Source organism: Streptomyces longhuiensis, assembly GCF_020616555.1.
GTDB lineage: Bacteria > Actinomycetota > Actinomycetes > Streptomycetales > Streptomycetaceae > Streptomyces > Streptomyces longhuiensis.
The window spans coordinates 9,772,907-9,791,107 of record NZ_CP085173.1 but is presented as its reverse complement, the minus strand read 5'-3'; the positions used below and the strand labels follow the sequence as shown (position 1 = coordinate 9,791,107).

The 18,201-nt window shown below is 65.9% G+C and carries 14 protein-coding genes and 1 pseudogene; 9 read left to right on the top strand and 6 right to left on the bottom strand.

The window, feature by feature from the left end; genetic code table 11:
- Window positions 1-512: 512 nt before the first annotated feature.
- Window positions 513-1,142: a hypothetical protein gene (locus LGI35_RS44700; RefSeq protein ID WP_227300127.1), complete on the top strand. Its 630-nt coding sequence runs from the start codon at window positions 513-515 to the stop codon at window positions 1,140-1,142.
- A gap of 1,060 nt (window positions 1,143-2,202) precedes the next feature.
- Here LGI35_RS44700 and LGI35_RS44695 read toward each other — a convergent pair.
- A pseudogene (locus LGI35_RS44695) lies at window positions 2,203-2,781 on the bottom strand (lamin tail domain-containing protein); the annotation flags it as partial.
- Between the two features lie 948 nt (window positions 2,782-3,729).
- Here LGI35_RS44695 and LGI35_RS44690 point away from each other — a divergent pair.
- The 6 genes from LGI35_RS44690 (at window position 3,730) to LGI35_RS44665 (ending at window position 8,693) form a co-directional block, all read left to right on the top strand.
- Complete coding sequence (locus LGI35_RS44690; protein ID WP_227300126.1) at window positions 3,730-4,059, top strand: chaplin; 330 nt, start codon at window positions 3,730-3,732, stop codon at window positions 4,057-4,059.
- Window positions 4,060-5,055: 996 nt separating this feature from the next.
- A complete protein-coding gene (locus LGI35_RS44685; RefSeq protein ID WP_227300125.1) occupies window positions 5,056-5,268 on the top strand; it encodes a hypothetical protein in 213 nt (70 codons plus the stop codon).
- Window positions 5,265-5,672, top strand: a complete 408-nt coding sequence (locus tag LGI35_RS44680) for a hypothetical protein (RefSeq protein ID WP_227300124.1) — start codon at window positions 5,265-5,267, stop codon at window positions 5,670-5,672. Before LGI35_RS44685 ends, LGI35_RS44680 begins: the two co-directional genes overlap by 4 nt.
- A complete protein-coding gene (locus tag LGI35_RS44675) occupies window positions 5,654-6,913 on the top strand; it encodes a nucleotide sugar dehydrogenase (RefSeq protein WP_227300123.1) in 1,260 nt (419 codons plus the stop codon). Before LGI35_RS44680 ends, LGI35_RS44675 begins: the two co-directional genes overlap by 19 nt.
- Window positions 6,914-7,203: 290 nt before the next feature.
- Window positions 7,204-7,377 (top strand): hypothetical protein, encoded by a 174-nt coding sequence (locus tag LGI35_RS44670; protein WP_227300122.1) that lies wholly within the window; start codon window positions 7,204-7,206, stop codon window positions 7,375-7,377.
- Between the two features lie 29 nt (window positions 7,378-7,406).
- Window positions 7,407-8,693, top strand: a complete 1,287-nt coding sequence (locus LGI35_RS44665; protein ID WP_227300121.1) for a glycosyltransferase family 2 protein — start codon at window positions 7,407-7,409, stop codon at window positions 8,691-8,693.
- A gap of 542 nt (window positions 8,694-9,235) precedes the next feature.
- Here the strand turns inward: LGI35_RS44665 and LGI35_RS44660 are convergent.
- Both LGI35_RS44660 and LGI35_RS44655 read right to left on the bottom strand, forming a co-directional pair.
- Window positions 9,236-9,577, bottom strand: a complete 342-nt coding sequence (locus tag LGI35_RS44660; protein ID WP_227300120.1) for a DUF5713 family protein — start codon at window positions 9,575-9,577, stop codon at window positions 9,236-9,238.
- Window positions 9,578-9,773: 196 nt separating this feature from the next.
- Complete coding sequence (locus LGI35_RS44655; RefSeq protein WP_227300119.1) at window positions 9,774-12,764, bottom strand: CHAT domain-containing protein; 2,991 nt, start codon at window positions 12,762-12,764, stop codon at window positions 9,774-9,776.
- 50 nt (window positions 12,765-12,814) lie between these two features.
- On the opposite strand from LGI35_RS44655, the gene LGI35_RS44650 reads away from it, so the two are divergent.
- Both LGI35_RS44650 and LGI35_RS44645 read left to right on the top strand, forming a co-directional pair.
- The gene (locus LGI35_RS44650; protein ID WP_227300118.1) at window positions 12,815-13,276 is read left to right on the top strand and encodes a hypothetical protein; all 462 of its coding nucleotides are present in this window, start codon (window positions 12,815-12,817) and stop codon (window positions 13,274-13,276) included.
- The gene (locus LGI35_RS44645) at window positions 13,252-14,148 is read left to right on the top strand and encodes a hypothetical protein (protein ID WP_227300117.1); all 897 of its coding nucleotides are present in this window, start codon (window positions 13,252-13,254) and stop codon (window positions 14,146-14,148) included. The genes LGI35_RS44650 and LGI35_RS44645 overlap by 25 nt, the downstream gene beginning before the upstream one ends.
- A gap of 29 nt (window positions 14,149-14,177) precedes the next feature.
- On the opposite strand, the gene LGI35_RS44640 is transcribed toward LGI35_RS44645, so the two are convergent.
- The 3 genes from LGI35_RS44640 to LGI35_RS44630 form a co-directional block, all read right to left on the bottom strand.
- Window positions 14,178-14,669, bottom strand: a complete 492-nt coding sequence (locus LGI35_RS44640; RefSeq protein ID WP_227300116.1) for a hypothetical protein — start codon at window positions 14,667-14,669, stop codon at window positions 14,178-14,180.
- Between the two features lie 491 nt (window positions 14,670-15,160).
- Complete coding sequence (locus LGI35_RS44635) at window positions 15,161-16,111, bottom strand: hypothetical protein (RefSeq protein ID WP_227300115.1); 951 nt, start codon at window positions 16,109-16,111, stop codon at window positions 15,161-15,163.
- Window positions 16,112-17,365: 1,254 nt separating this feature from the next.
- Window positions 17,366-18,091: a hypothetical protein gene (locus LGI35_RS44630; protein WP_227300114.1), complete on the bottom strand. Its 726-nt coding sequence runs from the start codon at window positions 18,089-18,091 to the stop codon at window positions 17,366-17,368.
- Window positions 18,092-18,201: the final 110 nt, after the last annotated feature.

The following is an 18,201-nucleotide window of genomic DNA, read 5'->3' as shown; positions in this document are numbered from 1 at the left end:
GTCGCCCGCGTTGGTCACGTCCCGGTACGCGACCTCGCTGCCGCTTCCTCTTCTGGGACTTGGTGGGGCAGACAATGGTGCCAGCGACTGCCGGAGGCCGTGCCCTTGCTGCACACGGCACTCACGAGGTCGAACGGTCAGCGGTAGAGCGTCCGTCGCTGGGTATTGCCGCCGGTGCACTTGACGAGCGTGATGTGGGGGATGCTCCCCGACCCCTAGCCAAGGCAGAAAGTCAGCCCGACGACGATTGAGCCGACCGACCACCCACCACGTGTATCTCGCTCAATCCGGACCGGGCATCAGCCCTCAAGGGGCTGCCCTGCACAAAGTTCAACCCTGAATGCAGGATGGATCCATCACTCGATGGGAACATGAGCCATCACCCATGCGTACTATCGCTACGCTGCCACACCACCGTTCCCCGCGAAATCACCTGAACACGCGGGCCCACCTACTTCGGGCGCACTCACGATGGTGCGCCCGTACCCCCGAACTGAAAAGAGGCCAACACCATGACTGACAATCCCGTCACCGTCACCAGCGTGACATCTCAGTACGCCACTCAAGTCGCACAGGACCTCGATCTCAACACCAAGGAACAGGAACGTATCAGCGCGGAACTCTCCGCCCTGCAGGCGCAGTTGCGCATCCTGCAAGACGACCAGAATGTGCTGCAAAGCATCCAGAAGACGCTCGGCAACCGACCGGCATCCGCCCCGACAACTCCGAAGCCTTCGACGCCTCTCCCCCAGCAGGCATCCGGCAAGACCACCACCCGGCGTGCCCCGTCCAAGACCGCAGCCAAGGCCCCCCGCACGAAAAGGACCACCGTGCAGGCCAAGAAGGACAAGACCCAGGTCGTCGAGTCGAAGGCGGCTACCTCATCGGCGCAGCCCACGCTGATCGCGCTCATCCGTACTCACCTCGACCAGCAGAAAGAACCCCGTTCCACGGCGGAAGTCGCCTCGACACTGGCTGAGGCCCACCCTCAGCGCACCATCAAGCCGACCGTCGTGCGCACCACGCTCGAAAATCTTGTCGCCAAGAGCCAGGCCCATCGCTCGAAGCAGGGTGCCTCGGTCCTCTACACGTCAGTTGCCGTGCAGGCCCCGACCGAGAAGGCCCCGGCTCCCGTAATCTGACAGCCCGTGGCCGCCCACCCTCCACACGCTTCGACAGCTTTGCGGGTAACCGCGCGCTCCATGCTCGGCGACAGGCTGACAGGGCGTCTTCCAGGTCGGCTCTCTGCTGGTCCATCATCGGCCCGAGAACACAGACCGGGACCATCTTGCCTTGACGAGCGACGATGCTCCCCGGGTACAACGTGGGCCACCCCACTGGACGATAGTGCGGACGCTTTGCACCCTTCACCAGCTTGACGTGGATCCCCGTATACCGATGCAGGTGAATCGCCGCGCTGAAGAACTTCGCCCTCCCATCAATCTCCGCAATCGAGACCTTGTCCAGGTCGCTCCACCGCAATGCCTATCGGCGGCGCTGACCGTGTCGATGCCTTGCGGCCCGACTCTTAAGGACCAGACGGCGGTTCGGCGCAGGAAAGCCAGTACGGGCAGATAGATGAGGACAGCGACAGGGTGAACAGTGCGCAGACACCCGAAACCACGAGGAGAGCCATCCTCAAAGCGGTGGTCTCGCACGCATGCGGCGGAACGCGGGACCACCCAAGGAACGCTGTTCCTGCCCGTTCGGACCCCGATCACGCGGAGCGGCGCGCAGAGGCCGGATAGGCCGCTGCGCGCCGCCAAGCAATACTCGGCCGGCGTCTGCTTCACGGTCACCCCGGACACGGGGTCAGTGGCGGCCGCCCTGTCCAGCCTGACCCTGACCGCCCTGACCCTGGCCGTTCTGACCGCCCTGGCCGGTCTGACCCTGGTGACCGCCCTGGCCGCTCTGGCCCTGGCCGTTCTGACCCTGACCGCCCTGACCCTGGCCGTTCTGACCGCCCTGGCCGTTCTGGCCCTGGTGACCGCCCTGGCCGTTCTGACCCTGGTGACCGCCCTGACCGCCCTGGCCGGTCTGACCCTGGTGACCGCCCTGGCCGGTCTGGCCCTGGTGACCGCCCTGGCCGTTCTGGCCCTGGTGACCGCCCTGGCCGTTCTGGCCCTGGTGACCGCCCTGGCCGCTCTGGCCCTGGTGGCCGCGCGGACCGTGCTGGCCCGGGTGCACTCCCCCGAGGCCGCCGTGGTGCATTCCGTCACGGTGGTGACGACCACCGAGGTCACCCCAGCGCCAGCCGTCTCGGTTACGGTGGTGGCCGCCGAAGTTGCCCCAGCGCCAACCGTCACGGTCCCGGTAGTGACGGCCTCCCCAGGAGACCTCGTCGACGAACCGGCCGTCGTCGTTGCGCAGCGTGGCGGTGTCGGAGCGGTTGTCCCACACGTAGTTGCGGCGGTCCTGGTAGACGTCACGGTAGGTGTCGCGGCCGATACCGGTGTGCACACGGACGGTCGAGCGGCCGCCCAGGCGGTAGTGGTCGAAGGTGTAGGTGTGGCCGTCCTCGTCCGACAGCCTCCAGCCGTCCAGGTTCACACTGCGACGTGAGGTGTTGGTGACGTCGATCCACTCCCGGTTCAGGGAGTAGTTGGAACGGTCGTCGAAGCCCGGCGAGTCGTACTGCACGCCGCTGATCACCACAACCGACCGGTACGCGGCAGCGTGGTGAGGGCCGGACTGGGCGGAGGCCGGAAGCGCGGCCGCGCCAAGAGCGACGCCGGACGCGACAGACGCGGCGGCGAGGCGACGGATCGAACGAGAAGACATCAACAGTGCTCCCCTTGGAGTACGAGTCCGCCCCCGGACCAGCGTGGAGGGCCGGGAGCGGGCGGTGTGCGGATCCCGGCTGATGCCGAGGACCCACAGATTGACCACCCGCCCGACCTGATCCGAGTCGCGCCGGTTCGTGTCGCAATATCCGGATATTTCTGTGACAGTCGCCTGCAGCAGGCAACCAACTCCGAAGGCCGCAAGAACAGTTCACGGTCGACTGCACCCATCCTTTGACCATCGCGAGGGAAGCGGTTTCCAGCCCCCGCCCGTCCCACCCCACCACCCACCCGCCTCGCACCAAAGACACCCTTCGGCACGTAACAGGCAAATATGACCAATCAACGATCAATCCTTCGATAGCTCGTCAAATGTTCGTATGCATGTCGCGTCAGGAGCCTCCTGCCAGGCAGCGAGAACGGTCCCGGCCGCACCGCGGCAAAATGGGGCGCGCGGACTCACCACGCACCGCGCACGCAAACACAGTCAGCTGCCCGCATCAGGCAGCACGCCGATACCGAGGCCCGCCCTCAGCACCACACGGATCCGTTCCGACCCCCACGAACGGCGAAAGTCGAGCCGCTTCCTTGTTGCGGACGTCAAGCTGTCCGCGCTCTCAGGCACGTGGTGGGCTCTTCAGACCTTGACCTGAGTTCCCTTCAACGCCGTACTTGTCCGGCAGCCAGCAGCAGCGCGTGGCCGTCGCCCGCGCCCTCGGTGTTCTCAGCTCAAGGGGGACCGGCGGAGTAGCCCGCGGGCACTAGCCATCTTGTTCCGGGCTGCAGCCGGCACCGGTGCGCGTGCGCCGCCGGGTGGTCCACACGAGTGAACTGGCGGGCATGGGCCAATCCCCGACCCGGCAGGTTCCGGATTGATGCTGAGGAGCGAGCAGTTCCTTGCCCTCGCCATCACACCCGAGGGCTGTGCAAGCAGTGAGGAAAGTTCATGTTTCGTGTTCTGACGAGTGCAGCGGTCATGGCCGCGGTCGGTGGTGCGGTACTGGGAGGCGCGGGTGCCGCATCCGCAGACGCCGGTGCGCAGGGCGCCGCATGGGGCTCGCCGGGTGTCCTGTCCGGAAACGTCATCCAAATCCCGGTGCACATCCCGGTCAACGCCTGTGGCAACACCGTCAACGTCATCGGCCTGCTCAACCCGGCCTTCGGCAACAGCTGCTCCAACGGCTCCGGCAGCTGGAACAGCCGCTCCTGGGACAACAGCCTCATGGGCCAGCGTGGCTCCATGAACCACAGGCGCGGCATGGGATACGGCGACTAGAAGCAGCTTCCCGCCACCCGCGTTGAGCATCCCGTGATGCCCTGCGATGAATGATGCCCTGGCACCCCGACGAACGGCGCCAGGGCATTTCGCACCCGCGGACCACACCCAGGTGCCTCGCGCGGCTTCCTGCCGGTCCGGGAAAACTGCTCGACGGCACGCCCCCGCTTGAGGGCACTGAGGGTGAACGATTGCGGCAGGGAGCGCACGCCGGAAGAGTACGGCTTGAGGAGACCGGCGCTGGTGCGTCGCATTCAAGAGGCGGCTTCGACCAGGCCCGCCCTCAGTTCTCTGAGGGGACCGGCGACTGGAGCAGCCCGGCGGGCACTTGTGATCGGGCAGCCATACGGTCGGTGTGGGCGCCGCGGACGGCGTGCCGTCGGCGGCCTCGCGTCCCGTGCGCAACGCGGGGCCGCCATCTGCCAGGGCACCGCCCATGCTCGGTGGACAGGTCGACCCTGCTGCCGATCTGCCCCGGCCGCCAATCCGGTGGTCGCGACCGAAGCTCCAGAACCCCGGACCCTGCCGGCCACTGCACGGATACGGGGGCTCGCGCATTGCTGGCGTAAACCCTTCGCCTTTCATGGCCTGAACGCACCGCAGACGGAACTTACTTGCGCCCCGTGCCAGCCATGCGGCGCCCTGCGGCCCCGGTTTTATATTCCGCTTCGTCATTGAATTTAATTGACCGTTGGCCATGGATCGGGGCGATCGTTGGCCAACGGTTGTGGTGCGGAAGGCGCTTGACGGTGTGACAGGTGTGACGTGAGAGTCCGTTTGGCGCGGGTGCCGGAAATTGAATGTCGCAGTTGTGTCACGGGATTCGATCATGCTTACGCGTCACTGACCTGGCATTACCCTCCGTGGCCGTACCGGAGGGCACCCCTCCGGCAGGCATAGAAAGCTCTTTCAATGTTCAAGGACTGCACGGAACCTCCACAGTTGCTCCTATCATTTTTTCCATCCAACGGCCGTTCCCACGGGGGGGATATACGTATGCCTGGACACGCTCAGCTTGCGCAGACGAAGACTCCGGTTCTGCTGATCGGTGGCATCAGCCATCCGATCGGCGGCCGGGTGCTCGCCACCGCGGCGGGCCTGCTCCGCTCGGCTCTGCTGTGCATTCGTTTCGGGTTCCACCGCAATCTCGTCGCCGGCGAGGCCACGCCCACGTCCACGTCCACGTCCCCAGCGCGGCACGGCACGTGAGCCGCCGTCAGCGCAGCGCGCCGGTGCCGAGCGCCCATCAGCACCGGCCTGCGACCGTCGTCATGGGCATCATCGTTGCTGTGCCGGCCGCCGCGTGGGCCACACACCACGCAGCGGTCGCCTTCGGCACCGATGCCGAGACCCACAGCCGTCTCACCGTGGTCTGGATCAGCCTGTTCCTGGTGTTCCTGCCGCAGACCTTCATGCACCACCTCAAGCGGGTACCGCACCTGACCGACCGCGCCTGCCGCCGGCTGGACGCGCTGCACATCCCGATCCTGATACCCGCCTACAACGAAGACCCCGGCTACCTGCGGCTCGGCCTGGAAAGTTTCCTGCGCCAGACCCGTATGCCTGCAAGCCGGACCAAGGGGAGGACACCACCATGCACATCTGCGTACTAGGGCAGGGCTATGTCGGCCTGCCTCTGGCCCTGCAGGCCGCCGAGGCCGGCTACACCGTGACCGGCTACGAACCCGACCAAAGCCGCTGCCGGCGACTGGCCACCGGCTCGTCCTACATCGAGGACATCGACTCGAGTCGTCTGCAGGACGTGCTGCAATCGGGGACCTACACCCCGACCTCGGATCCGAAGGATCTCAAGGGTTTCGACGTCGCCGTCATCACCGTGCCGACACCGCTGACCGACCGTTCCCCCGACCTCAGCTGTGTGCGCGAGGCCGGCCGGACTCTGGCCAGATGGCTGGAGCCGGGCGCCACCGTGGTACTGGAGTCGACCACGCACCCCGGTACCACCCGCGACGTGCTCGTCCCGCTGCTGGAGGAGGGCTCGGGCCTCATCGCCGGCCGCGACTTCCATGTCGGGTTCAGCCCCGAGCGCATCGACCCCGGCAACACGCTCTGGCGCCTGGAGAACACGCCCAAGATCGTCGCTGGTCTCACAGAAGCCTGCCTGCGCCGCGTGAAGGCCTTCTACGACTCCGTCACCGACGTCACTGTGCCGGCCTCCGGTCTGGAAGAAGCCGAACTGGCCAAGGTGTTCGAGAACACCTACCGGCACGTCAACATCGCCCTGGTCAACGAACTCTCCCGGATGGCACACACCCTCGGCGTGGACGTCTGGCACACCCTGGAGCTGGCCGCGACCAAGCCGTTCGGGTTCACCAAGTTCCTGCCCGGCCCCGGCGTCGGCGGACACTGCCTGCCCATCGACCCCGTCTACCTCAGCCATCACGTCAAAACGCAGCACGGACAGACCTTCAGGCTCGTCGAGCTGGCCCAGGACATCAACGAAAGCCAGCCCGACTACGTGGTACGCCGCCTGCAGGATGCCCTCAACCGCCGCTTTCGCCGCAGCGTGCACGGGGCCCGCATCCTCGCCCTCGGCGCCGCCTACAAGCCCGGCACATCCGACGCCCGCCAATCACCAGCCATCCAAGTCATCGACCGGCTGCGCGCCATGGGCGCCGATGTCACCGTCGTCGACCCCTACCTGACCGAAGGGGGCCGCCGGGACATCCCCTTCGCAGCCACGGGAAACGGCACGAGCGTCGCCGACTTCGACGCCGTCCTCCTGCTCACCCAACACGGCGAATTCGACCTCACACAACTCGCCGCCGAGGCCGCCTACGTGCTCGACACCCGCGGCGTCATGACCCGCGCCCAGCACATCGAGCGGCTCTAGAGCACAGACGAACCGCAGCGGGAGAACTCCGCCCCGTCACGGCGGTCGAGCTCTTGGCGTGGGAGCCGCTGTGAACGTCCGCTGTGAATGTCCTGGACCCCCACGGACGACGTGGGGCGCCGGAGCGAGATCCCGGTCGAGGAGTACGACGCTGTGGTGCCACTCACGCCCCACGACACCCTCGACCTCACGAAAGCCGCCGGCCAGGCGGCCTCCGCTCCGGCACACGCGTGGTGCCATGCCTGCCCGCGACAACGTCGGGCGTCTTCGACGCCCGGAAAGGAGAAAACATGTACGGACACAATGGTGTGGGTGCCGCGATCGGCACCGCCACCGGAGGAGCCGCTCTCGCCGCCACGGGCGGCACGGCGCTGGGGTGGATCGTCTTGGGAGCCATGCTCCTCGTGATCAGCGGCGTGGCGGTCTTCCGCCTGGCGACCCGGAGCAAGCGGGTGACCGCTTGAGCACTTCATCACGGGCGAGATTCACCGTGGTGACTGCTGTGGTGGTAGCGGCTCTGGCCGCTACCACCGTGGTGGTCCACCTCCAGTCGAAGAGCCCGATCCTGACGTTCTACTGGTGGCTGGGCATGATGGTGATCGTGCTCTGCCTGGTCTCGTTCCTCAAGGGCCGGACCTTCACACACCTGCCCGTGGCACGCGGCCGCACGGTGGCCATCATCCCGGCCTTCGAAGAGCCCACGGACAAACTGCACCGCACCGTGTGGTCGCTGCTGGCCCAGACCCATCCCCTCGATGAGATCCATGTGATCGACGACGGCTCGCAGCAGCACCCCGTGGAGCCGTTCGACCACCCCCGGGTCTTCTGGCACCGCCAGGACAACAAAGGCAAGCGCGGGGCCCAGGTCACGGTACTGCGTCACCTCCAGGCGCAGGGCAAGCACTTCGACTTCGTCCTCACCATCGACTCGGACGGCGAGCCCTTCCCTGATGCCCTGGAGCAGCAACTCCGGGCCATGAGCAACCCGAGGATCCAGGCCACCACCGGCATGATCTACATCCGCAACTTCGAGGAGACCTGGGTCTCCAGGGCCGCGGACATCGACATCGGCACCTCGTGCGTGATGATGCGTTCCTCACGCTCCATGCTCGGAGCACTGGAGACCACGTCGGGCGCACTGGCCCTGTACAGGGCAGAGCTGCTCTACGACCACCTGGACGCCTACGAGGTGGAGTGCGGAACCGGGGACGACCGCTGGCTGGCGCTGAGGGCCCTCATGCGCGGAGAGGTCGTGGCCGTCAACGAGGCGGGCGTGGTCACCGACATGCCCACCACGCTGAAGAAGACCTACCGCCAGCGTCTGCGCTGGGCCCGGTCATGGTGGTGGATGCTGCCGTTCGTGTACTCGCGGCTGTCCCTCAAACAGCTCATCTCACCGACCTTCGGTCTCCTCCAACTCGTCATCACCCCCGTGATGCTGGCCTGGACCCTCGTGATGACGGTGATGACCCTGGGCGGCCGCTACCACAACCCCGGCGTGGCCCTGGTGTACCTCGCGGTGTACCTCGTCGTCCGATACGGCCAGTCAGGCCTGTACGTACTCATGCGCCCCGACATGACCACCCGCCAAAGATGGCACTCATGGCTCGTCGGAACCCCGTCCTCCGTATTCATGAACATCGTGCTGCTGTGCCCCACCCGCTACTGGGCCCTGTTCAAACTCCGCGACAACGCATGGCAATCCCGAGGACTCACCGCCAAAACAGCCCTCCCCAACGGACGCCACCGCGCCGAAACCAAGAAAATGATCAACGCCTGACCGTCCATGGGACGACACCGAGCCCATGGACGAGATCCCTCACCAGGCCACCGAGCTCAAGGCCAAGCCGTCCACCGCGGCTCCCCGGCGTACACGAGTCCGTCGGGGAGGTCATGGACTCTCGACCAAGCCAAGCCAAGGCAGCGCCGGCGACTGCGGACCCGGACCGTCTGCACCCTCACCTCGCGGCAGACCAGGTCTCAATTGACACGCTGGCCTGCCGACAGGCCAGCCTGTCGCGTCGAGACCGGTCACGGGCCGGCGCCCAGCGAAGGCGCCCTGCGCGTCGGCCGCCCGACCATCCGGCGAGAGCAAGGTTGTGCCAGCGGGCGAGCTCACGAAGATGCCCCAGCTCACTGGCATCCCGGTGAAGGGGCAAAGAGTTGCCTTCGGCGAGCAACAGTCGCCCACCAGGCGGGCGTACAGGTGCGCGCTAGGCCGTGTGCCGAAAGTGGATCTTGGACTGTGAATGACCGAGGCGACAGTCCTGATCGCAGCTCTCAACGAATGGCTTTGACCGGAGGTGACCTTCTCGTCCCCGTTCACCAGTCCCGGCCGGCGGTCAACTCGTCCGCATCCGCGTCCGCGAACCCGTATGCCGATGCGACGAAGCAGAACTCGTCGCAGATCCACTCGCGAGCGACCGTCTCGATCCCGCTCCCCGCCGCCACAAACTCCCTGTCCAGCAGGTTGAACTCCTCCGTCGCGGCCTGGGCGAGCCCATACAGCGTTTCCAGATCCGACGGCTGCCCGGCCTCAATGCGCTCGCACAGCCGCAGAAGGACCGCCTCCCCCTCGTCGACCACGTGATCAGGAAAGTACGAGTCGTCGTACATCTCCCGCAGGAACGCGTGTCCCGCCATCTGCTGGTTTGTGATCGGCATGGCACTTCCCTACCTCCGCGAAAAGCTGACGCGCCGATCATGCACAGGACCACTGACAACGCCACTACCCGATGGACGCCAGACCTCACGTGACCAGGACTCTCACAACAGGCCCTAGGACCCGCTCGTCCGGGCGGGTTCCGTTCATCGGCCTGGATCTCGGCAGCCTCGCTGCCCCGATCCAACACCGAGCAGCTCATACGCCCCAATGGACATGGGCGGCCCAACGCGTTGGTAGGTGCGGCGACTGCTCTCTCTGAAGTCTGATTGCTCGATGGATTGCTTCGGGGGCCCTGTCCGGGGTCGGCTGCGTCGTGCCCTCGGAGGTCAGTTCACGGTAGAACGCGCGGGCGATCTCCTCCGCGGCGTCGTCGGCGATGGGCCAGAGGGTTCCGATGACGTGGCGATATCCGGCGAGTTGGAACGCCGCGGTGAGCTGAGTGGCTTCGTCGACCTGCATGGGGTTGTTCTCCGTGGTGCTACATGCGGAGAGATAGGCCAACTGTGCGAATTGAAGATCTAGTCGGGTGAGGTCGTGCAGCTTCAACGGCTTGACGAGGTGGTCGTGGAGAACGAGTCGACTGCTCGACGGGTCGGTCCAGTCGGCCACGGCGTGGCAGGCCAGGTGGGCTAGATGGTGGTTCTGCAGCGCGTTGATGACGGACTCGCAGCTGGTCTGAGTGCCTTTCCGGGGAAGGACGGTGGCGCCCGGGACGAGATCCCGTACGGCTCGGACCTCGCGATCCGCAGCATTGAGCGGGGGACATTCGGGTGCGTCCGGTACGGCAACGACAACTGTCGAGCATGCACCCTCGCTGTCACGTTCGCGCAGGTGTGCCAGGGCCCGGACAGTCGGTGTGTAGGAGCTGATCACCCGATCCATGACCGCGTCGCCTCGGCCCCCCGGGCAGTGGCACCCGGCGGCATGCAGAGGGAGGAAGCCGGCAAGCCCCACGGGGCACCACCAGACTCGCGGCCATGAGTCCATTTCGGAGGCGTCGGTGGCATGGCCAAGAGCCCGTAGCACGGGCTCCGCGATGGCGTGCCAAGTCCAGTCCAGGACCTCAAAAATCAGCCTCTGCGCCATCTTGCGCCGACGGATGAGCCGATCGGCGGCGTCAGCACGTGCCTCGCGGAGTTTGGCAACCTGTTCATCGACCGCCAGCGCCGTGGCTCCCGCCGGGAGTTCGAGTAGCCGGACGGGCTGGTCCGGTTCATTGGCCAGTATGAGGGCGTAGCCGCGTTCTTCATGGACCGTGATGTAGATGACCGGTCCGTTCGCGGCCTGGGCACGCAGCTCTCCGATGGGCTGCGGTTGGAGAAACAACTCCAAGCCGTTCCGGCTCCGAATGCTGTCCAGCAGTTGCTCCCACTCCGAGTTCAGCTCCGCACGTCGGTCCGCCAGACCTCGTTGTCGTGCTCCGCGCTCGGCCGAGGGGAGCGAGTCCGCGATCTCGGTCGATTCGTGATCGAGAAGGTTGACGGTTCGCCGCAGTTCGTTGAACGCCTCGACCAGGTCAGGGGCCAGAGCACGCAGCTCGGTGATGTCGCTGCGCGTCTCAAGAGTTCCCGCCAGCACCAGCCCTCGGGTCTGCTCCAGCAGCTCGATCGCCCTGGCCGGGTCACCGGCAGTGATGGCGGTCGCGGCGGCTGTATCAGCAAGTCCATGCACGACGCGGAGGCGGTGCTCCCTGCTGGCGCGGTCTACATCGCGCAAGGCGATGTGCGGCACCAGCCCGACAGCGGTCTCGATCATCGCCATTGCCTGGTGACGTCGTCCGTTTCGTAGGTTCAGGCTGGCTGCGCGCTGCGCTGCGACGACGCGGGCCGTGGGCGAGACACTCTCCATGCGGGCGACATCGGAATACGCGCTCAACGCTGCTGTCAGCGAACGAGAGTCACCGGTCTGCGCATCCTGGAGGGTGAGGACATCCGCGAGGTTCACCATGAGCGCGGCGCGGTCGGGATGATCAGGAGGTGTCGACACGAGCGCGTTCCGCGCGAATTTGGCGGCGCTCCGCAAATCAAGCCCCGTAATGCCCGCCTTCGCTGCGGCCTCCCATACGATGCAGAGATTCGACAGGACCCGGGCTCGCTCAGGGTGGTCCGCCGGAGTTGATGCGACGGCGTTCTGCGCCGCGTGAACCGCACGGTCGAGGAACTCCCGTCGGTCCGAGCGGCGGTAGATCGACATGAGCGCGCCGATCAGGTCGGTCAGTCGTGCCACATACCGGGTGTGCTTGTACGGCGTGGCCTCCAGGGACTCTTGAGCTGATCGCGCCGCTTTGAGCATCATCTCGCGATCGTCGGTCAGGCCGGCGAGATACACGTAGGCACGGCTCAGGCTGGACAGACCGCTCGCGCGTTTGGGGTCTCCTGGTCCGAGCGACTTCAGTGCCTCGGCGCCCAGCCGCACCGCTTCGTGTGCAAGGGCCTTGTCCCCGATCCGCTCGGCCAGCAGACACAGGAGATCGACGAGGAGTATCTCGTGTGTCGCGCGATACAGGTGCGGGGGATCCGACGCCGCGATTGCGTCCCGCGCGGCATCGACGGCTTGTCGCAGCGTCGGCAGGTCGCCGGTGCGCCGGAACTGCGCCCCCAGTGCCTCGGAATAGAGACAGAGCCCGGCCGCACGATCCGAGTATCCGGACACCGACTTCTGGGCGACATCCAGCGCTTCGCATAGTTGCGCGTTGTCCCCCCTACGCTCGTAGTCTGCGAGCAGCGCATGACCCAGTTCGAGACGCAGGCGGGCCTGGTCCCCCCGGTTGAGCGTTGTCGTGCCAAGGCCGTGCCTGGCCAGGCCGATGGCTTCGTCGAGTGGGTTCGGGTCACCGGTCTCCGTGTACAAAAGCCTTTGCACGAAACAGAGTTCGACCATCGCTGCGTTGCGCTGAGCGGTGGTCGGAGAGTCGGTCGCACGCGCGTCCCTCAGAGCTGTCTCGGCTTCGGTGAGGTCTGAGATCTCCCCTAGCCATTGATACCCGAGCCTCAGGGTCGTACTGAGACCGAGCAGCATGCTTACGCGCTGCTCATGTCCGCCTGGAACGGCACGTACGATGGCGCGAGCCGTCTCGACCGCCACAGCCAGGCATGTGACATCAGCAGTGTGAGTGAAGAGCTCCGTGAACATCTGGACGGCCCCGAACTGTTCAAGGACCGATCCCGGCTCGTCGACAGGAGCCATGCCTCCCCCCTCCCCGAATGTGCCTTCCGGACCGTTCGCGGAGACTCGATATGGCCGATCCCGTCACTACCGGAGCCGAAAGACGGCACGATCGTAGCGTGAGGGACAGAGATAGAGACATCGAATCAGCGCTGCAACGGCTCGGGAACCTGTGCACCTATCTCCAGGCGGACGACGATCTTCGCGAGGTGCTGGAGAGCGATGGTCGACTCCTGGTGGACACGTGGACCGGGCTGGCCGAGGCCACAGGCCAGGACGATCCGGGCGGCCTTCTGCCGCTGCTCGACGCGGTGGATGCTGCGGGCAGGGCCGCTGGACTCGATGGCGTCACTTATACGACGCGCGAATACCGGCCTGGCCCGTTCCCACCCGGGCCTCGCGAGGTCACCGGCTGGCGCTGCCCACACCGGGTCGCTTGCGGGAGAGTCGAACTCAGCGCCGATCAGAGCGTCGAGCGCCGGTGCATGCTGACCGGTGATGCGATGACGTGGGCCAGCGTGAGCAGCGGGTGAACGGGCTGTTCGACGAACTGGGCAGGAAGATCGCCAACAAGTGGCTGACCACGCTGCTCATCCCGGGCCTGCTCTGGGTGTGCACCGCGCTGCTGGCCTGGCAACTTGGCTGGAGGCACGCGCTCGATCCGCACTCGGCCCTACCATTGTTCCGCCGACTCGACCCCGGCCATCTGGCCGGCAAGACCGTGATGCTCGCGGTCAGTGCCCTGATCGCCGCGGTAGGCGCGGGGATCGCGGCCGATGGCCTGTCCACGCCCCTCCGGAGTTTCTGGACCGCCCCTGTTCACAGCGCGCCCTCGCGGTGGTTGCGCAACGTCCGACGCGAGCGTTGGGAGCGGGCCAACCGCAACATAGAGGCCGTCAGCGAGCGCGCCCTGCGCACCGGTGACGGATCCGAGATCGACGCCGCCTGGGCACGGCGTGACGCCATCAGCCCGATCAACCCCGTGCACGCGACGTGGATCGGCGACCGGTTGCGCGAGAATCAACGACGCGTCCAGAGGGCCTACGGGCTGGACCTGGCCACCACGTGGCCACGCCTCTGGGCGGTCGTCCCTGATCCGATCCGGGCTGACATCGCCGTCGCGCAGGAGAACTTTGCGAACGCCGCCCGGATCGTCGCGTGGGCGCTGCTCTACGGCCTTGTCGGCCTGCTCTGGGGCCCCGCCCTCCTTATCGCGGTCGGCGTGCTGTACGTGGGAGCTCGGCGTGCTCGGTCAGCTACCGAGGTCCTCTGCCAACTCGTGGAGTCCTGCGTCGACCTGTATGCCGCGGACCTCGCGGAGCGGCTACGCATTCCGTGCGCCGGCGTGTTCTCCAGAGCAGTCGGCGAGTTGATTTCCGAACTCCTCCGCAAAGACCGAGCATGAGTCCGGCTTCTGCCACGGCCATCGTGTGTTCAGGACTGCCAGTCGCCGATCTTGTCCCACCACATATCGACGCTCCTCGCCACCTCGCGATTGTGCACGCTCACGCGCGCGTGCACGTCCTGCATGAGGCGCATGCCGCCTTCCCGGTGCAGCCGGTACCCGATCGAGCGCAGCTTGACCGTGTCAAGTATCCACTCCTCGACCCGTCCGTCGCTGAATAGGACGATATCCAGATGTCTCGCGTCGATGATCAGGTTCTGCTGAACCTCGGTAAGGCTGCGGAACCGTCGCTCGCTGGCCATGGCCAGCGCACCCACCCTGCGCGCAACCTGGTCCAGCAGCGGTTCCTTGACGTTGTCCCCCACCGGGACCTGGACCTCGTTTGCCTCCTTGATCAGCTCCGTGATCTGAGTGAGGTTGCGCAGGTTGAGCTGGCATTCCGGGCACCAAACGGTCGTCGGAATACGAGTCGACCCGCCGCACTCGTCGCACAGCGCGGACAACTCGCCTGTCTTGGGCACGTCGCGCTGACTGAGCCTACGGGCTGATCCGCAGACTGAGCACTGGAACGGAAAACTGATTGCGGGCTTCGCCCCTGACACGTGACACCCTGGGCAGATTCCCGGATCCAGCGGCAAGGAGCCGGCCTGCGCGGCGTAGCGTTCGGCCAGTCTCTCGTTGACGTCTGGCACGAACCATCTGCACACCCTGCAGAACAGGTCCGCGTCGTACTGGAATGTGCGCTGTTCACACTCGCTGCAACCGGCGAAATGGACGCCCTCCCGCGCCACGGCTGCCGCGACCGAGGGCACGATGATGTCCGGGTGGGCGGCGTAACAGGCCGGGCAGATCGGATGGACCGCCTCGCAACCACCCGGGTGCTCAAGCGCACAGTGACCACCATGCAGCGGACCGCACGCGTGGTCATGCGGAGCATGAGGGCAACCCTCACGCTGTCCGGCAGGTCCCGTCGCTCTCCGGCTTTCCTGTGGTGACACGGCGGATCCTTCTCCTAATCCCATCGGCTGCCGTCAATGCGCTGCATGACCGTCTTGATGATCTCCACCTCGTCGGGTTCCATCCCCTCTTGGAAGAGAGCAGGGCCGGAGGCGCCAAAAGCGAGCCTCTCCAACGAGGCAGCGAAGGGGCTGGAAGGATGACCGTAGTCCCGGCGCAACCAGTCGAGGATTCCCCGTATACCTGGGTCTTCGACGCGCCCCGCCATACGGCAGGCCACGAACCGGTCTACAAGCTCGGCGGCCGTAAGACCGGCATACGAAGCCCGAGGCGCCGTCCGATCACCCTCGAGAGTCGCTTGTCTTGGCCGCGACGGCGGACGAGACGGGGGCGAAACCGACTGAGCCGTTTGACGACGGGTCCCCTGGATCGTGATCTGACAGCTCTGTTCTCCGACCGAGCCCACATCACCACCGCAGCGATCGCACTGCGGGTGTTGGGGCTCGACGGGAATGTCGACGACCGGAAACACGCAGTCGATGCAGAGAATGCGACCACAGCGTTGGCAGTTGAGCGCGGTGCCGCGCAAGGTCTCAGGCGTCGAGAGCACCATGGTCCGCTCCGGTACCTGCCTTACGGTGACCTCGTTTCGACAGGCCCCGCATTCGACCAACTGTCCGTCCGCCAAGCTGTCACCCCCCGAACCGTTCGGCTCGGTCGGCCGACCGCACTCGGGATGTGCGGGGCCGGAGACGAGTTGGCGCTCGCCCATCCCGACGATCCCGAAGACATCGCCCTCGTGCAACGACTGGTTCTGACGCCGGTCGCCAGCGAAAAAGACCACGCGACACCCCGCCCACGTCCCACCGAGACGCTCGATGATCTGCCAGGCGAGGCTGGCCAAGTCAGATTCGCGTGCTTCGACGACGCCCTGGTGTCGGTCGGCTAACGCCCCTGCCTGATCCAAGAGATTCACCCAGCCGCCGTGACGCCGCTCCACCTGCACCCTGAAGGTAAAAACACGTGCAGGCGCATCCCGCTCTGAGCCCTGCCGTTTCGCGTCTCCCCGCGAACCTCGATCGCGGAAAAATCTCAAGGTCCGTTCCCACCCCTCGTTGAGCGAACCGGTCGTGCAAGGACTAAGCCCCTCACTAACACCGTGCCACGCCTCGCGTACACCCCGCAGCCGATTGCCAGTCGAGGATGCGAAGATTTGATGAATCGTTAGAAGGATCCATGGCGAGCATCCGGCATTCAGCATCTAGCCTCGATCGTTCATGAGTCCTCGTCGGTTCGCTGACGGGGGCTCTGCCCCTGTGGGGTGACGGTTTTCCGGCAGTGGGGCAGGGTGAGGGCCCGGTTGTCGCGTCGGGTGGGCGGGTTGCGCTCTCCGGGGGTGGTGCGGTTGTTGGGACGGTCGAAGTAGCTGGTCAGCCGGGGTTCGGCAGGGCCTGGAGGCGATCGATTGCCTGGGTGATGGTGTCGGTCCAGGGCCATCTCGGTCCCCAGTGACCGTTCTTCGCCGATGTTGGCGTGCAGGAAAGCAGCCATCGGTTTCAGGCCCTGTCGACGACTTCCTATGGCACGGTCCGGTTCCCCGGGCTCGGTGTAGTAGTTCGCATAGCGTGCGGGTAGTGGTCGCTCTCGAGTAACCCCATGGCGCGCTACCAGCGCAGAGTGTCAGGGAGGTCTCGGGTCCAAGCGTCGAGCGTGGCCAGGCCCAAAGCGCGTATGCGAGCTTGGGTCACGACTCCCACCGGGTGCGTAGACCGGAGAGCCGGTCCGCGCGCAGCGGCACGTGCGCGCAGTACCAGGCCCGCTCTCTGTGCGCCCGTATCCCTCCACACATCGTCGAGCAGTGCCGTCATGACCTGGCGGCGTCCGAATGCGTAGAGCGCCGGCTCGACGAACCAGCGGCAGAAACTGGGGGCCGGGTCGTAGATGGTTGTGGCTGTCAACGGGGCGAAGAACTCTTCGGGCAGGCTGGGGCGTTCGAGTAGCGGCTTGCGTACCACATGGGGCAGGTGCCGCGCGCGTCGGTCTTCCGGCAGGTCGACCGTGTGGCCGAGGTCCAGCGGCCGAGTTACCTCGGCCGCGCATGACAGGAATGAGCGTCTGCTGCCTGGTTGTGCCCTTCTTCGGCCATGGTTGTATTCTCGGCTGGCGCTGGACCAAGAGGTGTAGGGACTTTGGCTGGTGGTCCGTGAACCACGGCTTGTCGCTCAGCCGGTTCTACGCAAAGCAAAACGACGCCCCGCGGTCAGCCCGTCTCGCCACTGAACGCAGCACCCAGCTTCACCTCTGCCCAACGGGCGTCCGTTTGCGGAACTACGCCGCCGCCAGCCCGCCAAGAATTGACGCACAGCCAGAGACTGCACTTGCCCTCCTTGGTGACCATCGCCATCTCTCCGGCCTTTGCGAATTTCGGCAGTTTCGGGCGGGGATTTCCTTGAGCGTCCGCGCCGAAGGCAACCTCTCTGGGTACGAGCTGGATCTGTCCGCGCTCCTCGGACTTCGCAGTGATGCCCGGACCTTTCAAGCCGACGAAACTTCCGCCGGCTCCTTTTTCGCTCCAACCGACGACACCCTCGTCGTTGTGCCCCAGCCCGAGGACTCCGTATCCAAACCCGGGTCCCGGCAGAGTTACTTCTCCTACGACACCCGATACTGTCTTCAGCCCGAGCTGAGGATCTGTGCCAACTGAAGCCTCATTGGCCGTTGTTCCCTTGACACCGGCAGAGGCGGGAACTACGAAGTGCGCACCATCTCGAGGGGTTTCCTTGCTGTCGGTGAAAAAACCCCAGACCCCGAGTTTGCCGAAAGCCCATGCCCTTCCGGCCACTCCATGACCCGTTGCGCTCTGGCCAAAGACTCCGTGACCTGTGCCATTTGTTTCCCCGACAACGCCGTTGCCGTTAACGTCGTTTCCGCCATAGACCCCGGAGATCCCGTCCTGTTGTGACTTGCCAACGAGGTTGTCCGCCATGATCCCGTCATCCCTTCTGCGGGTATCCCTCACTTCTCCGGCACGGCGGCAGTCAGCCGTCGGTTCGCCGCCGGCCGGGGGCCGACATGGCCCTGCCACCAGGATCGGCC

Coding starts and splice junctions, on each gene's coding strand:
- LGI35_RS44700 (WP_227300127.1), top strand. CDS start 513: ATGACTGACAATCCCGTCACCGTCACCAGCGTGACATCTCAGTACGCC.
- LGI35_RS44690 (WP_227300126.1), top strand. CDS start 3,730: ATGTTTCGTGTTCTGACGAGTGCAGCGGTCATGGCCGCGGTCGGTGGT.
- LGI35_RS44685 (WP_227300125.1), top strand. CDS start 5,056: ATGCCTGGACACGCTCAGCTTGCGCAGACGAAGACTCCGGTTCTGCTG.
- LGI35_RS44675 (WP_227300123.1), top strand. CDS start 5,654: ATGCACATCTGCGTACTAGGGCAGGGCTATGTCGGCCTGCCTCTGGCC.
- LGI35_RS44670 (WP_227300122.1), top strand. CDS start 7,204: ATGTACGGACACAATGGTGTGGGTGCCGCGATCGGCACCGCCACCGGA.
- LGI35_RS44660 (WP_227300120.1), bottom strand. CDS start 9,577: ATGCCGATCACAAACCAGCAGATGGCGGGACACGCGTTCCTGCGGGAG.
- LGI35_RS44655 (WP_227300119.1), bottom strand. CDS start 12,764: ATGGCTCCTGTCGACGAGCCGGGATCGGTCCTTGAACAGTTCGGGGCC.
- LGI35_RS44650 (WP_227300118.1), top strand. CDS start 12,815: ATGGCCGATCCCGTCACTACCGGAGCCGAAAGACGGCACGATCGTAGC.
- LGI35_RS44630 (WP_227300114.1), bottom strand. CDS start 18,091: ATGGCGGACAACCTCGTTGGCAAGTCACAACAGGACGGGATCTCCGGG.